Origin of the sequence: Spirosoma aerolatum (genome assembly GCF_002056795.1) — a bacterium.
Classification (GTDB): domain Bacteria; phylum Bacteroidota; class Bacteroidia; order Cytophagales; family Spirosomataceae; genus Spirosoma; species Spirosoma aerolatum.
Genome location: NZ_CP020104.1, coordinates 1,748,720 through 1,765,078, shown reverse-complemented (window position 1 = coordinate 1,765,078; position 16,359 = coordinate 1,748,720). Strand labels below are relative to the sequence as shown.

Below are 16,359 nucleotides of genomic sequence, written 5' to 3'. Positions count from 1 at the left end.
CGCCCCCTTACCCCATCCGGTGGCGGGGGAAAACGAACTCATTTGTCAGAAAAAAAACAGGAGAACGCGCTTACATCACCTATCCATCATGCCCTCGTATGCGCACGCAACCATGGAGGTCTTCATACAATCGGATAATACACTCCCAGCCTCGGCTATCCTGGCCAATGCCGTCGGGGCGTTGTTGTCGGCCGGGGTGTTGGGGGTAGCGGCTGTCGCCCAGGGTAAGCCGGAGCAGCAGCTCAAGAAGGGCAAAGGCCCAGCCCATTGGGTGGTTTAGTAAAAAAGGCATCGGTTATTGGTCGTTAAAATGGGGTTGTTCGTTGTTGCTTCGTGTTGGTATCATTGTCACTCGTTTTATCATCCTTCTCTTCTTTTGTCATCCTGACGCAGGAAGGAGGGTGCCTGTAGAATAGGCTGGCTTTCAGATGCTTCCTGCGTCAGCAGGACAAAAGTGTTATCATGACAAAGGCGGGGTAGGTAAAAGCGGCAGCAAAGGGAGAAGGAAGCGTCATGATAAAAAAGCAGGATGACGACCCAAAAGCTGGTGTATACCCAAAAACCCATACGCCCAAACTCGACTACCTGCCAGTAAGGGCTGGCAGGTCATTAGTTGGTCAGGATGTGTCGCGCCAATCGACATGGCGATCAGGTCGACTTCGGCTGTAAGACGCTGATTACAATGTGATTCGCAAATGTGGCGATACCCTAGAGCGGTGTTACCCCAACCTGTATAGCTAGCCAGCGCCCGGTCAGTATCGGGTTGGTGCCAGTTGGTAGTGCGACGATAACGGTCACGAGCCCAAGTAAACAGAAGCTTGTTTTCGGCTGAAACCACCTGCGCCAGAGCAGGACTCACCTGGTTTTCAGTGCCAGTCAAGTCAGGCCGGGCACAAGCCAACTGAGGTGACTGTAAACAGCCACTAACTGAATACAGACAAAGTAACAGGCCCGTCAGTAAACAGGCCCAGCTTCGCTGGCGATCAACGGGTATACTAATGGTTTGTTTCATCGTTTATTCATTGAAAACTTATTCTCCTTTACCATTCTCTCTTTTTATTATCCTCTTGTCATCCTGAGGAAGGAAGGATCTTCTGGATCCCCTCAAACAGACTGACTCTCAGATGCCGCTTCGGCGCGGGGGCGCCCGAGCGGTCCGATTCGTTCCACAGCATGACAAAGGCAGGGCGATCCCGTCGCTCGTCTGTCACCCTTCCTCTTTTGGCATCACCCTCCTCTTTTGTCATCCTGACGAACGAAGGATCTCAGGGTGCCCCTCGAACAGGCTGTCCATCAGATATTTCCTTCGTCAGCAGGACAAAAGCACCAGTAACAGACCAACATGGGGGCAATCCCTAAGACCAAGCTATTGTTATATAGAATCCTCATCGTAGGGTTGATACCTGTAACGATACACAGCGATTCGTACAGATCGGCTCGGTAATCATCAGAAATTGATCTGAAGCAGGGGTATCGATTCGGCTCCGCTGCCCTGATGGCCATTGAACCTCGATCCGACTGATACTGGCCGTAGGGCCTAAACCGATCAACTGGGTATAGCTGTTGGTGATGCCATAACTCTCGCCACTACGCACTTCACGCAGCAGTTGAACGCCATCTGACCGATAGACGATAAGCTTTGCCCCTACCCCATTGCTGTTCGATTGCATACCCTGCAAGGTCACGCCCAGAAAATGGTTCCCATTCGGAGTCCCCAGCCAAAGCTCATCCTCAGCATCGGCTCTTGGGTAATGACTCGTATACACATCCAGAAAGCCATCGTGGTTCAGGTCACCCAAGGCAAAGGAGGTCGTCTTGATGGTTCCCAGGGCACCGGTCTGGAGTGTAAAGGTCTTGTTGCCATTGTTGCGCCATAACTGAGCAGCCATATCGCCTGTGATCAATACATCCACATAACCATCGTTGTCAAAATCCCGCATCAGCCCCTGTAGTGGCTCCAGCACATTCGCAAGGCCGCTCTGGGTGGTGATGTCGGTGAAATGGCCCTTTCCATCATTCTCCAGTAGCATGGTTGGGCTTTCGTGGTTGGTTACCAGCAAGTCCTGATCACCATCGTTGTCGATGTCGGCAAAGTCGGCCGTCCACGACTGACCACTGATTTTCGCATTCGTTCCGGCGGCCGCTTCACTGAACCAGTTGGTTGGATCAGCCGAAAAATTGGTTGTGTTCTTCACCAACTGCCCATTGATACGGTCGTAGGTATGGTTGATAAACAACTGGTTGATGCGCCGGGGATCACTAGCATTTTGGGGCCCTACGGCATATTTCGAGCACTTGGCCAGGTAGAGGTCCAGATCACCATCGTTATCGATATCGGACCAGACCGAGCCATAGTTGCCCGAGTTGTCGGAGGTTGGTACGGTACGCATATCGATCCAGTTGGTAACAGGTGCAAAGGCACCCTGTCCGTTATTCTTCCATATTTGATTAAGCCCTGCATCGTTGCAGCCAAAGAGATCCAGCCAGCCATCGTTGTCGATATCGACCAGGTTAGCCCCCTGCATCCAGATTTTAGGGCTATTGATCGTATCGGCCAGCCAGCCACTGCTTTGGTTACGGCGCACCGTTACGCCATCGTAGAAGCCAGCCGTAATCAGGTCGTTGTGATGATCCTTATCCACATCCCCAACCAGGGTGGCAATGGGTTCTTTGCCTAGTGTACTCAACAACGTGCTACTGAAGGCATGAGCCGATGACTGGGTAAGTACTGACAGTTGCTTTGTACGGGAATGGGTGCGAACAATATCATCGAATCCATCGCCATCCACATCAACCACCGCCTTCGATAAAAACCCGACGAAGGGACGATCGGGTAGCTTATCGGTGGCATTGATGAAACTAATTTGCCCATAGACTATGCTTTGAGCAGACGTAGCGATCATCATCGTGAGCAGCCATGTAGAAAGAGGAATTCTCATAACAACTGTTTATAGGCTTATTGAATTTGTTTCACAAACCCTTTCTTCCCTCTACACTGAAGAGAGCTAATCAGCAGAGGTTTATTGATGTTAAAGTAAAGTTGGATAAAGCGCAAAAGCTCTAACGGAGCACCATATACGTCACGTTTGAACTAGCTCGTTAAACGAAATAGTCGAAAACGGGTAGAACGCAATTACCGGTTTAGCTGTTGCCGACAGATACATATAGCCGGGCGAACATCCTGGCCTGGCTTTTGCCAGTTGTTGGGTGTAGGAAACGGAGCCTTTCGCTACAGGGTCCAGATTCACGTTGTTGGCCATTTGTCTGGAAGATGTCAGCCTTTCTTTACTAAACGTTATTGTCCACCCAGCCTGGGAAATGGAATAAAATCGAGTAGCAGGCACTTTTGATAATGCATACTTACTCGTTATCAATAACCCAGGCAATCCTTGAATCAGTAGTAAGTAGAGTTCTTTTGACATAGTTAACAAGGATGTTTTGCTAATTCATTCAGACCATTGCAGCCAATAGACTGATCATATACTCTGAATAGCAAAAACTGAGGCATATTAGGCTATTCGCTCAGTTCAATCTGGCCCCTTGCTGGTTATTGCCAGTTTCATGCTGGTTACTGATGATTGAACTAGGGTTAACTGCCAACTAAGCGTTAATAAGCATAGGCAGAAATTCACTCCATTTTTTATTCGGGCAAGTATCAGGGCAGATTACACATTAAAGCCAATTTAGTACTATTAACTAGCTATTGAGACCCTATTAATTGTAATTTCCACCCTGTTTAGCTCACAAAAGCCGTGGGATAAAAACTGCTCGTTGGCAAACATTTTGCTCACTGTTTACCCATCTCTACCTGAGACTAATCTCATTTTTTAGCACGCGTTAAGCGACCATAGGCCCGTTCTATTGAATTGAAACCGTACTGATTGCATTGCTGACAACACCCCGTCGAATACGGTCAACAATAGGATCTTTTTTAAGTATCAAATTGAATTTCAACCACATAGCTATAGTAGCCTGATTTAGAACTGGATCGCTTATGTCTGTCCACGTAAACAGGTTATTTTCAAGGCGAAGGAGTATTTTCCTGCTTCGGCCTTTTGTAATCTGTAATTCCAGCTTATACTGTCCGTAAAGAATCTCTTTCAGATGGTTTTCAGAGCTGGCCAGGTGAACATCCAATGCGTCGAACAGGGCCCTTCGGGCAAAATTCAAATAATGCGTAAATGTCTCTAAGGGTTGATCGTCTGTCTGTCGTGTAAGGTAGGGAGGTTTCGTTAACCAAATCGCAATTCTGAGCGCCATCATCTGGTTGATTCCCCATTTCATTTCATTATCAAATCGTTTGAGCAAAAATGGCACATCGTGCAATATATGTACATTCATGCCAGAGGATGTAGGGGGAGCAAAAACCACACTCGCTATAGCCGTCTCCTTCCAGCAAAACAAGCAGTATCGAATAATGGAATACCACTGGGTTTCTTTGATGCCAAGCGTTGGCGAAACCAGTATATCGAAGTGCTCCATCATACTATCCCGGTCATTCCCGAATGTGCACAATTCGTCGTAAATTTCTTTGTAGTTCATCCCCGAGAGATTCTGCCGAAAAAACACGCGCATATGATCGGTCTCTTTGGGATTGAGTCCGGTTGTACGAATAATCATGCTCCGTAAGGACATGTACATAGCGTCTCCCCGATTCATCCGGGAGGATATGCTTACTAGATTTGTCATTTTTTTCGGATAAAAAATAGCCCGGATTATTTCCGCTCATTGAGCGGAAACATACTCTCTTCTCTTGGCTTTCAAGGCATTTACACTGTTTTACTAAACTTTCCTGCACGGCGCTATTAACCCACCCGATTACTGTGGATTCAATAGGCGTTTTTCATCAGCGTTTAGTATATTCCACGGCAACAGACGACCGTCCCTCCATAGCAGGATGGGGCAATAGCAGATTTTGCCTATAGCAGTATAGGCAAAATCATGAAGAAGAATGAATTATGTGTAGCTACTGTAGCTTATTCATCTACATATTTACTATCGGTAACCTCCAGGAGGTTTAATAAGCCTTCCAGCTTCGACCGATAGGAGACACCAATAGGAATTTTCGTTGTACCAATGGACAACGCAGAGCGGTCAAAACTAGTTATCTTGCTAATATTCAAGATAAAAGACTTATGTACACGCATAAAAAAATGGGCGGGCAGTAATTTCGACAAGGATGCCACACGCTCATTTACAATTTGATAGCCATCGGACATATGGACTTTTGAATAAATTCCATAGGATTCGATGTAATCAATCGCCTGGTAATTAAACCGCTGAATTTTACGGCCCGTTTTCAGGAAAATAGAGTCTAAATTGGCAAAGCTATTCGACGCGAATTGCTGCCTGAAAGTCCGGCTCATTGCTCTTAACAGCCGTTCAAAGCTAAATGGCTTCAACAGAAAATCGGCGGGGGTTCCAATGTTGTAACATTCTAAGGCTTCCTCAGGCCGCTTACTGGTCACAATTACCGACGGCAAGTTTATCCCACATTTAAGGAGTGTTAGTCCATTGTCGTTTCCCAGGTCTGTGTCCAGAAATATCAGATCAATATTTTCCTTGGCTAACACATCAACAGCCTCTTCAAGTGTGGAACAGACTTTCGCGCATTCCAGCAGTGGGAACTTTAGCAATTTGTCTTTTAGGTCAGCAATGTCAGTCTCTACGACATCAATGATAATGTACTTTCTTGCTTTCATGTTACGGAAATTTTTGTGAATGAGAAGCTTGGTTAATTACGAATAGTGCTGTTAATACATAAGCCTTATTCGTGTTTATGGCAATGGGAATTGATTAGAACAAGCGATGATTAACGTACTCGAACCGGCAAATAATCGTTGATAAGCAGCTTACTAAAAATAGTATGCCAAATAACTGACTTCCTTAGTTAACACGACACTAAAAGGTGACGAACTGCATACTAAGTACACATTCAGCACTGATATTATCATCATTATATCTAACGATATATAAGTACTATTTCTAGTTACTTTTACCTAATTGCACAACCAGATCATTTAACCAGTAAACGATTTACTTCCGAATGAGAATGTGTACGGGCGTCATCTGACCCTCTTAAATTTTATCGGCAAACATCGCACCTCCTGGCAAGGCTGCATGTTCAGGGCTACAAATTCGACGGACCGGGAACGTTGGCACCCATTCTTCCCCGTTGCAGTAACCATGTAACTGCCGGGGATTGTAACGATGGGATTGGCCTCTGTACTGGTAAATCCATTAGGGCCAGTCCATTGCAGGGTAGCTTCTCCAACTTCAGCTAAAAGCCTGCCCTGGCAGTTCACGCAGGATTGCATTGCCCCCAGTGCTGTTAATGAAGGCGGAATCGTATCGGCCATGACCGTAACAGTTGCCGTCACGTAGTCACGGGCACACTTCGTATCACTGCCCGTCAGGGTATATGTCCCGGCAACTGATACCGTAGGGTTCTGAACAATGCTGGTAAATCCATTAGGACCGCTCCAGTTAAATCCAACATGTTGCGCCGAAACACCGTCTCCGTAGAATGCCTCCCCCTTTAATTGTACACTCTTTTCGGTACAGGTCAGTTGGGCAGCCGTAGCTGAAACCGATATCGACGGAGCTATTGAAATAACGGTTACACTGGATTGACGGCAGGCAGGATTAGCCGGAATTGGGTAAACAAGGGCATATACATAGAGTCGTGAAACATCCGAGGTTGCGTTGATGGTAGGAATCCCCGGATTAACAACGACGGCCCGTCCAGTCGATGGCTCAGGTTTAATCGTGCCCAGGTCGATTCCTGCATTGGCATACATAGCCGTGCCAGACTGCGGGCTGCTAAACAGAATAAATCGTACGGAATCAACCTGACTCAGATACGAACCAGTGGTCATGATGGAATCAATAACAACCCCTGAACAAAGAGCAATACTATCTTTTTCGTTGGCTAATTCAGGACAGGTGTGAATCGAAAAATCATAAGTGAAGTCATTTTGGCCAGCGTCGAGGGTGGTCAACGCAATGGTAGCCGTGGTTCCATTCAGTATGGCATCCGAGTCGCGAGTATCCGAATTGGCATAGTTGGACTGGTCCTTTGGTGAAAGGAAATACTGGCGCGGGAGTCGGCTCGTAGCCTGACGAGCCCCCCGGGCAGCAACTCGCCCACCTGCCGATGGTATTAGTCGACTCCCATCCAGCGAAATATCCCAGGATGATAGCTGGTTCATATCCATTCGAATTTCGTAAGAATGGTTATACAAAACACCCCCTGAAACGGTCTCATTGGTAAAGTAAAATTGCCCTGCATCATGCGTGGTTTGAGAAGCTACCTGTTCCCCACCATTTTCCATATCATGTAACGTTAGCACAATACCATCGATACCGGGCTCATAGGGGTCCTGAATGCCATTCCGGTTATCATCGAACCAGAAGCGATTCCCGATTGATAAGGGAGCAGGATCGCAAAGGACTTTGTTATCGCCCAGCCCCGACGCTTTCCCAAATGAACCAGGGCTCTGCGTATACAATACATAATCCCGATTGGAAGCACCTGTTCTTGTATTAAACACTTTCAACCCGCCCGACAAATAAACATTGGCTATGGGATCGTAGGCGGATGTAATGATTTCCCGTCGGCCAGGAACGAGCGACAGGGCTCCGTTGGTCACTTCTGAATGGGCAATGTTGTTAATAAAAAACCAGTCGTCTTTGCCAAAAAACTCACCACCACCTGGCCCTTCCTGATTTCCAACTCCTGTTCCGGTAAGTGAGCCAGATCGACCGTTCTGCTCTAATTCAAACTGGCCGTTATGACTACTGGCCCTCAACAAATCACCTCCTGTAAATCCATTATACTGTCCGTTACCCGCCGGATCATGATTGGCCATGCCCGATAATTGCCCAAAACGATCTGTAAAACCAATCAGCATACTGCCGTCATCATCAAATTCCAGGTCGGTCAGTATTGGCTGCGGATACATAACAAAATAAGGCTGATTCCCGACACCGCAGGGCGTTGGCCAGGCATCGCTCCAGGGTAACCAGTGATCATACTGAATACAGGTGCCGGTCAGATCGGTCGCTCCCCGGTGGAAATCGAGCGGAAATGCTAGCACTTCTGTGAACACTGCATTTTCGGAGGTCGGATCGATCTGATAAATCGTGGCTTTTAGATCCTTCGTCTCCTGCGATGTTTCGGCCGAACAAACGACACCCACATACAGCTTGCCGTGATACATCTTAAGCGCCCACGGCCGAAAATCACCAAATGAACAGCCGGGGTTAGGGATATTCCAGGAGCGTAAGGCAGTAGGAGACGTGGGCGCAACTGCCGGAGAGCCGATTCCTAAACTATACAACTTTCGGTCTTTCAAATTGATAAAATAGAGCGTTTTATCATCTTCCGATATATCCATACCGCCGAAGCTCATACGTCCTACCGCTGTCATGGCAGCCGGGTCGGTGCTGGCCTGAGTCATATCGCCAAACAGATTGGCCAGGGGGTCAGTGTGGGGGTCATCACCAACATCGATGCCTATTGAACTGACAGACATAAACGGGGTTGTTTTGCCTGAAGCAATGTCGGTGATATAGATACCGCCGGGTCCGGCAGGCCCAAAACTCGTATGTCGTTTTACAACGGCTGCACTAAAAATCTTTTTTGTACGGCGCTGGTAAGACAACGCCCAAATGGCACCGACTTCGCCCGCATGCGCCAAATCGGCAGGTGGAAAATTTGTTGCACTGGCAACGCCAGCTGCTTCATAAGGGAACTTGACCAGAGCAGGTGATTGAGCCGCCTGTTTATCGGCGGGTACTGGGTTTCCATCGCTATCGGTTGTCGATTGCACATTACCATTGACATAGCAGGGTGTAACCAGTTGAAGGTCGGTACGCTGACAATAATCGGCTGGATAGTCTATACCTAAATTAGCCTGATCGGTGGGCGCTGTAATAAACTGTACACTGGTTCGACTGGCAACGCCATAGGGGCCATTATAATCGCCGGGCAGGAAATTAGTGAATTCAAGCCGAATTCGTTTTCCGGCTGGTATGCTGGCTTCGTTAAACGCAAAGGTACCGTCGGCAAGGGTGGTCGTAGAGATAGGCAGGGTACTTTGCTCGACAAAAGCCAATACCCGTATTCCTTCCACTCCTACCTCAACTGGCAAGGTATCCGACCGAATTCCATTGGAATCAAAGTCCCGAAAAACGATCCCTTTCACTTGTCCGTTGACAGCATCCACCCGGCACAATACCAAAAGAATAACTATCAACCCGGGGCAAACTAACCTGACTATCAGTGTATAGATTTGTCTCACGAAGTAAAACGTTAAAATGAGCAAATGAATCCTAACCTGTTCGCCGTCATCGGTATCTCACTCTTTTAGTATTAGAATAGAGTCTATAGGACAACCGGATATAAACCAATCGACAATACCATTCCATGAGCCGTAAGCTCAACGAGAAGTACAGTAGACAAAAGCCCTGTCTTTTATAACTTGCTTAAAAGGCATGAACTTCAATCTGCACGCTACTATGGTGCTTTTTTCACGATAGCCCTGCGCCCACTAACTGAACGAGTAGGAAAGGCAGCATTACGCTCAATTGATATGCTTAAACGTACCCACTGAGAATTTGCCTCTTGAATGCGATGACGTTACAGGTAAACGGGTAAAAGCTGGCCAAACTTTACCGTCTTACGGATGAAGAGGAGACAACAATAATGCCTTAGTTGACCAAAATTTAACTAGAGGTGATGATCAGCTTTTTTTGTACACGAAATGCATTTATCACTCTTTTTTCATAAAAATTACACTTCCTACAAAGCAACGCTTCCGGTAAGCCCGTAAGATTAGCTTTATCAAAAGTTAAACTGGCAAAGGAAATAGAAGCCCAGAACCTCTACGCTTGTCCAGTCGTAACCATCTTATATAAGCAAAAAGTCGTATGTCGCCTGATAGAAGCAGGCAGCATACGACCTTGAATCAAAATTGGTAACCGAGCAATCCCTACAATACCATATTTCAATATAAAACCCTGTAAATCAATAGTTTAAACCCAAGAAGCGATGCATTGTAAAAATGATTCATAGCCGTGAAAAGTAAGGCAACTTGTCAGTATTTATCCCGAATAGCTTCAAACAATACTTTTCGATATTTACGTCCGATAGGGATAGACTGACGATTTATATAGACTTCGGCTTCCCCAATGCGCTCTACATAATTAACATTTACGATGTAGCTTTTATGAATCTGAACAAAAGAAACAGTCAGCTCATCACACACTTTCCGTAACGATCGTTTTAGAACATATTTTTGGTCAACTGTATTGATTATCGAATAATTACCCTCTGCCTTCACCCAATAAATTCCTTCTAAAGATAGATCGATTCGGTGCTTGTGCTTTCCAATAACACTGATACTGCTGGATGGCAGGGATGTATTTACGCGAACTTTAGAAAGTAGTACTTCAATGGTTGCCTGTAAAGCAAACCGCTCAAACGGTTTCATTAAAAAGCCGATATTAGGCATCGACAGGGCTTTTTTCAGGAAGCCCTCCTGCGAGTACCCTGTTTGGTAGATAACAGGTAGCTGTTTATAATTTTTAGTAAGTAGTGAGAGTACAATCCCATCGGGCATCACAATATCCGCAATCACCAGATCAGGTAACTGAGTGCTCAACAAATTTTGGGCTTCAGCCAGCGAACTGGCCAGCATGATTGTCCCAATATTGAGTTGTTCCAACATCATCTGGAGCTTAAGTTGCCAGATCAAATCATCTTCGATGACCAGAATTTTTAAACTATTCATACAATTACGGGTAGCTCTCTTAGGGTTGGGACGGAAATTATCTGAAAAGTAATTTATAAATACACTAAAATATATACATGCCTTTTAATAGGTATAAAACCCCTGTTATTATAAGCTTCTAAATAAATCACAAGTAGACTGCATAACAAAAAAACAACTACCAGAATAGCGTAAAACGTTGCTGTTTAATTCGCGCTGGTAATGGGTCAAAATCGGCGAATTTGGTTTTTAAAACCAAGTATTATTGATGACGTGTAAAGGGTCTTTTTGACTGCTTCGTGGTGCCGCATCATTGGTGTGAAAGTTAAGCAAGTTTACTGAGTTGATTTATAAGTTCCTCTCGATCAGAATCAAAATAATAACAATAGAGGGTTACAGAGCTCCAACGGTTTAAGATCGGCCCTCCAACTTAGCACTAGGGAAATCTAGTTCAAACGTTGTTCCTTCGCCCAGGTTACTCCTTAGATCAATAGTGATATGATTGCTTTTTATAAAACGTCCTATCATAACCATCCCAAGGCCACGGGATAAATTTGAAGGCGCCAATCCTGCCAGAATATTCTTAATGGAAGCTATTTTTTCAAGGCTCATTCCTCGGCCAGTATCTTTGATAATTAATCGGGCTCGATTGGTTTCTTTTTCTACAACTGCCTTAAGCGTGATTTTACCTCCTGGCTGGATATTTTTCAAGGCATTGTCGACCAGATTTCGTAGAATCAAATCACAGGCATTTGCATCCATGTAAACGCTCAGGTTTTCTGGACATTCGGTTAGTATATGTACCTGTAGGTGCTGGGCAACTGATTGATAGAGTTGGACAACGTTACGGATTTTCTCATTCAGGCTTACATTTTCTGGATTGTAGGGCACTTCATCCCGCTGTGTTAAAGCCCAACCCAATAAGTTATCCAATAAGAGTAATGTATGCCTTCCCATTTCATCAATCGCTTGAGAAATCTTTTCCAACTCAGCATAACGCTGTGCAGTCAGATAGTATTTGACCAAGGCTGCCAAATCCTTAAAGCTTGTAAAAGGGCGTCGTAGATCATGAGCAATTACCCCAAAAAAATAATCTCTGGCTTGATTGATTTGAACGATTTCAGTTAAAGCGTTTTTCAGTTTTTTGTTTGTCAAGCGCTCGCGATAGATGAAAAATCCGGTAATAAAAAGCCCAAGCGTGGCACAAATCCCAATCCCAAAATAGAGCTGACTCTGTGCCTGCGCCAGTTTTTTTTCCTGCTCTAATAGTTTATTTCGGGCATCTTTTTTTTCGACCTCATAGGTCACTACGGTTTCCTGTAGCTTCGTTTTAACATTTTCGGCATCAAACTCTTCTCCATATGTATAGATACTATCTGCCCATGTAGCAGCTTCCTTATATCGTTTCAAGCCTACCAGCGCGGCATGGATTCCAGCACTGGTTTGCCAAAGATACCGTACCGACGGTTCATTCGACTGGTGGGCTTTTTCCCAGGTTACCTGATAGGTCTGTAAAGCTTTATCATAGTTTTGCAGCATTTCGTAATAAAACCCAAGGTTATACAGGTGGGCAATGGGTACGCTCCGCTTGTGTTGTTTGATGAGATTAATAATTTGAAGTGTGTATTCCTGTGCTTCCTTCAACTGTCCTTTACTCCAGTATAGCAAAGTTAATATGTTCAATAGCTGAGGTTTGTAAGAGATATATTGAGGATGCTTATCGATTAAAGCGAGTCCTTTCTGCACTTGGGGCAAGATTTGATTTCCAGCCTTACCCAACAATTTCAACCCAGGCATACGCCCCAAGGCATAGGTATAAAGTATCTGTAGTTCTGGGTTAGAGGAATGACGACTTAGGGCTATTGCATCTTCCAGGTACTGATGGCCAAAGTGAGGTTTATCGGAGGAACTTTGTTCATCACGTTCCAGTATAATAATTCCCATATTCGATAAGGCCGATACCATTCCGGTTGAATCGTTCTGCTGTTTATAATACGCATAGGCAGCCTTAGCAGCGGAAAATGCTTTATCTGAATGAGTTTTAATCCTTTGTTGCCATGAATTAAAATACCAGTAATGCCCCTTGGCCTCTGGATAGTTCGGCAAGTCTTTCTTTATCTCATCCAGGTACGTAGAATCTATTCGCATTTCCCATAAAAGAAGACTTTTCTCCAGGCTTAGTAGTGTTGAAAAGCGAACGTGAGCAAGTTGGCTGGGTAAGATATTTTGTAAACTATCAATATTAGCCGTAACAGGAATCTGGCTAAACGAAGGACCCTGAGCACCAAGCCCAGTCTGATACACAAGAAAAAGAGGAAGGAAAGCAATCCATTTCATGCATGTAGACAAGTTAGGGAGGGAAACGGGAGGTACGCAAAAGATTATGGGAAGACAACCCCATGCATTGCAAACCACCAGGCAATTCGTTTAACTTCACTAATAGGATTATCTGTCAAGGCATATCTTACCAGAAGCAAGTATAATTCAAAACTGGTGAGCAACTCTTTTGTCCGTTAAATGCCCAAGCATTAGCAACGGCACTTTACTTTTTGTAGCAGGTTTATCAACAGGAAACACTAATGTGAATGAAGTACCAGCTCCCAACGAGCTTTCAACGGTTATACGTCCCATATTTTTGGCTGTAAACTGACTAACCAGTACCAGCCCTAAGCCCAAACGGGCTTCATCACCATGCACGTCAAAAGGGTAACGCAAGGCTTTTTGCACGGCCAGTAATGTTTCTGAACTCATGCCAATTCCTGAATCGCTGATTCGAATACTAACCTGAGCATCGTCGTAAGCCTCAGCTTCCAAACGAATATATCCCGTCAGGGTATCCATCGCTTTATACGCATTTGCCAATAAATTCCGTAAAATAAGTTCAAGTCCGTTCGGGTCGACATAGACCTGTAGTGAATCAGGGCAGCTAATTGAAAAATGTAACGGATGCTTGCTGGGTAGCCCTCTAAAGACTCGTGCAACTTCTTCTAATTTAGGATGCACATAGAGCTTCTGAGGATTATACGGCAAAGCCTCCCGCTGACTAAGTGCCCACTTCAGCAAATTATCAAGCATGGACTGGATACTAAAACCAGCTTCGTCGATTGCTTTCGATAATTGCTCAATAGCGCCATAATTTTGCTTTTGCAGATTATAACTCACTAGCTCGTTCATGCCCTGAAACGCAAATAAGGGTCGACGCAAGTCATGGGCTATGATACCAAAGAAGTGCTCTCTGGCCTCTGTAAGCTTTGTAAGCTGCCGATTTGCCCGAAAGAGCTTGTAAGAAAGAGCCCCAACAATGAGTAACCCCACAATAGCGATGATCAACCACTGCCGGGTCTGCTGTTGCATTGTTTCTAAATAGTGAATCTGTTGTTGTTTCCGCTCCGTCTCGTATCGGGCTTCCAGCTCAAGCATTTTTTTATCATTCTGAGCCGTCGTGATCAGGTTACTGATCACCCGGATACTATCTGACAGTAGGTCGGCCCCGGCATAATCACCTTTCTGCTGAAGTAAGGCGCGGTATTTTGTATAAGTAGCAGCCAACTGGCTATAATTCGAAGGCTGGTATTTAGAGAATAAAGCCAGGGCTTGCTGGCAAAGCGCAATTCCTTCTTCCGTTCGCTTAAGTAGGTAGCAATCCAGAACTAGATTATATTGTGTATACGCTTTTTCTATGACTTGATCTGGTTGTAAGTGGGTTAGAATCTGCCTGTTTAGTTCATAAGACCTCATTGGCTCGCCAAGCAAATAATAACTGATCGCTTTTTGCCGCCTGAATCGGTAGGCAGCATACGAATAGACCTGATTTTGGTTGATACGTCCAATTGCTCTCTCGACTATTTTCAGCAGTGTATCGCCTTTACTGCCAATTTGCCCTTGTCCATACTGGTAGCGAGTATACGTCAACTGTAATGTTAGAAAATCATGCCCATCGTTGGTTCTGGCCAGGATGTTCTCCATATTACCCAAATAGGCCAGACTCCGTTTGTTACTAGAGGCCACTTTAAAACCAAGTGGTGTTGAATTGACCATTACAAGTAAGCTATACGCATGTAACTGACCTGATTCGTCACTCAAACGAACAAATTCGTTGAGAGCTCGATTGGCATACAACGCTGTTTGATTACGTCGATCTTCGTTAAGATACTTCCAGGCAAGTATATAATCATAAGCAGCTCTGGCTATTCCACTCTTCTGGGAATCGGCATAGCGCTTAATTTCAGGCAAATGGCTGCCAAGTTTATTCAGAAAATTCCAGGAATAGGTACGTTCCAGCCTGATTAGGTTCTTCAAACGATCCTGAGAAAGTTCTTGATGCTGAGCTACCCATCGTTCCACACTATCCGAATTATTGACAGGATATGTATCGGCAAAACGTAACCCCTGAGCATACGTGCTACCCGCCAGGAATACCCAGCACAGGCAAAAAGCGATTCCGATGGTTTTAAAGAGGAAAGGGACGGCAAGATTCATAAAAGAAACAAGCTGATTGATAAAGACTTACCGAGACCAGGATTTACTTGCCCGATTCATTAGGAAGCGCGAAAACCCTCGTCAATTTTTTTGCCATTACATGGCTTACCGCAATTACTATAAGACTCGCATTCTGATAGAACGTCATCGCATCGGTGCTAAAAAACACAAAAAAGTCCGTTCATGTACAAAAAAAGTCATTCGTGTACCAAAAAAGCCGCTAAAAGCAGATATGTATCCTTGTGGCCTAATTTTGGATTAAACATATTAACCTTTAGTGCTTTATCGCTTACTAACCGATGGCACTTGGGCAAAGCCGATAACTTGATGAACTCTTTTTTGCCAGTATAATTCTGCTGGTCAACATCTAATCTCTGAAGCAGATCATATGATGAATGTAAAGACACTGGCCATCCAACCTATTAATGCAGAGTAAACAGCCTCGTTGGTCCGACTAATATGACCCGTCCCTTTTAACCCTGATCGATTAGTTGATACACTAGTTCCGTAACAAAATGATGAAATCCAATCAATTCTCTTCCCTTCTTGTAAGGTCGCAAGGCGCTAACACACCAACGTCAAGTTCGTTTGATGACATTTACCAGCAATACATAGAAAAGGTATACCAGAAATGCCTGACGATGACCAACAATCCAATAATCGCGCAGGATTATACGCAGGACATTTTTATCAAGGTATTTTTAAAATTGGATAGTTTTAAGCAACGTTCCGATATATATACCTGGCTTTATTCCATTGCGCATAATTATTGTGTGGATCAACTGCGTGTGGAGAAACGAAAAAGACACCAACTCTTTTCGCTCGACTTGGGGATGGACTATAGTGAAGGAGAAAGCAGTACATTAGATGATAAACTAACGATTTTAGATCAACTGATTGGCAACCTGTCGGAAATTGACCAGCAGATGTTGCGGTTACATTATCAACAGGGTGTTAAGCTTGAAGCAATTGCCCGTCAGATGAACCTGAAGTTGAGCGCAGTGAAAATGCGGCTATTACGAAATCGAAGAACAATATATAAGAGATACCAACAGGTTGTCGGTGAAATGGATTGGGCTGATTAGTAAGCCAGCGTTGGCTATGA

General features: G+C 44.9%; 11 protein-coding genes. 2 read left to right on the top strand and 9 right to left on the bottom strand.

Annotated features, from left to right (window positions below; translation table 11 throughout):
* Positions 1-88: 88 nt before the first annotated feature.
* Complete coding sequence (locus B5M13_RS33690; protein WP_080055027.1) at positions 89-280, top strand: hypothetical protein; 192 nt, start codon at positions 89-91, stop codon at positions 278-280.
* Positions 281-511: 231 nt separating this feature from the next.
* On the opposite strand, the gene B5M13_RS07145 is transcribed toward B5M13_RS33690, so the two are convergent.
* The 9 genes from B5M13_RS07145 to B5M13_RS07105 form a co-directional block, all read right to left on the bottom strand.
* Positions 512-1,012, bottom strand: a complete 501-nt coding sequence (locus B5M13_RS07145) for a hypothetical protein (RefSeq protein ID WP_080055026.1) — start codon at positions 1,010-1,012, stop codon at positions 512-514.
* Positions 1,013-1,385: 373 nt separating this feature from the next.
* Positions 1,386-2,939 carry a CRTAC1 family protein gene (locus tag B5M13_RS07140; protein WP_080055025.1) on the bottom strand — a complete coding sequence of 518 codons (1,554 nt, stop codon included), beginning with the start codon at positions 2,937-2,939 and terminating at the stop codon, positions 1,386-1,388.
* 141 nt (positions 2,940-3,080) lie between these two features.
* On the bottom strand, positions 3,081-3,260 hold the full coding sequence (locus B5M13_RS07135) for a hypothetical protein (protein WP_080055024.1): 180 nt from the start codon (positions 3,258-3,260) through the stop codon (positions 3,081-3,083).
* A 598-nt stretch (positions 3,261-3,858) separates the two neighbouring features.
* Positions 3,859-4,689, bottom strand: coding sequence for a hypothetical protein (locus tag B5M13_RS07130; protein ID WP_155297204.1), 831 nt, complete (start codon positions 4,687-4,689; stop codon positions 3,859-3,861).
* A gap of 287 nt (positions 4,690-4,976) precedes the next feature.
* Positions 4,977-5,702 carry a LytR/AlgR family response regulator transcription factor gene (locus B5M13_RS07125; RefSeq protein WP_080055022.1) on the bottom strand — a complete coding sequence of 242 codons (726 nt, stop codon included), beginning with the start codon at positions 5,700-5,702 and terminating at the stop codon, positions 4,977-4,979.
* Positions 5,703-6,065: 363 nt separating this feature from the next.
* Complete coding sequence (locus B5M13_RS07120; RefSeq protein WP_080055021.1) at positions 6,066-9,260, bottom strand: SdrD B-like domain-containing protein; 3,195 nt, start codon at positions 9,258-9,260, stop codon at positions 6,066-6,068.
* An 840-nt stretch (positions 9,261-10,100) separates the two neighbouring features.
* Complete coding sequence (locus tag B5M13_RS07115) at positions 10,101-10,796, bottom strand: LytR/AlgR family response regulator transcription factor (protein WP_080055020.1); 696 nt, start codon at positions 10,794-10,796, stop codon at positions 10,101-10,103.
* Between the two features lie 390 nt (positions 10,797-11,186).
* Complete coding sequence (locus tag B5M13_RS07110) at positions 11,187-13,112, bottom strand: sensor histidine kinase (RefSeq protein ID WP_080055019.1); 1,926 nt, start codon at positions 13,110-13,112, stop codon at positions 11,187-11,189.
* A 147-nt stretch (positions 13,113-13,259) separates the two neighbouring features.
* Entirely contained in the window at positions 13,260-15,254 is a 1,995-nt protein-coding gene (locus B5M13_RS07105; protein WP_080055018.1) for a tetratricopeptide repeat-containing sensor histidine kinase, read from the bottom strand.
* 515 nt (positions 15,255-15,769) lie between these two features.
* Between B5M13_RS07105 and B5M13_RS07100 the strand changes: the two genes are divergently transcribed.
* Positions 15,770-16,339 (top strand): RNA polymerase sigma factor, encoded by a 570-nt coding sequence (locus B5M13_RS07100; protein WP_080055017.1) that lies wholly within the window; start codon positions 15,770-15,772, stop codon positions 16,337-16,339.
* Positions 16,340-16,359: the final 20 nt, after the last annotated feature.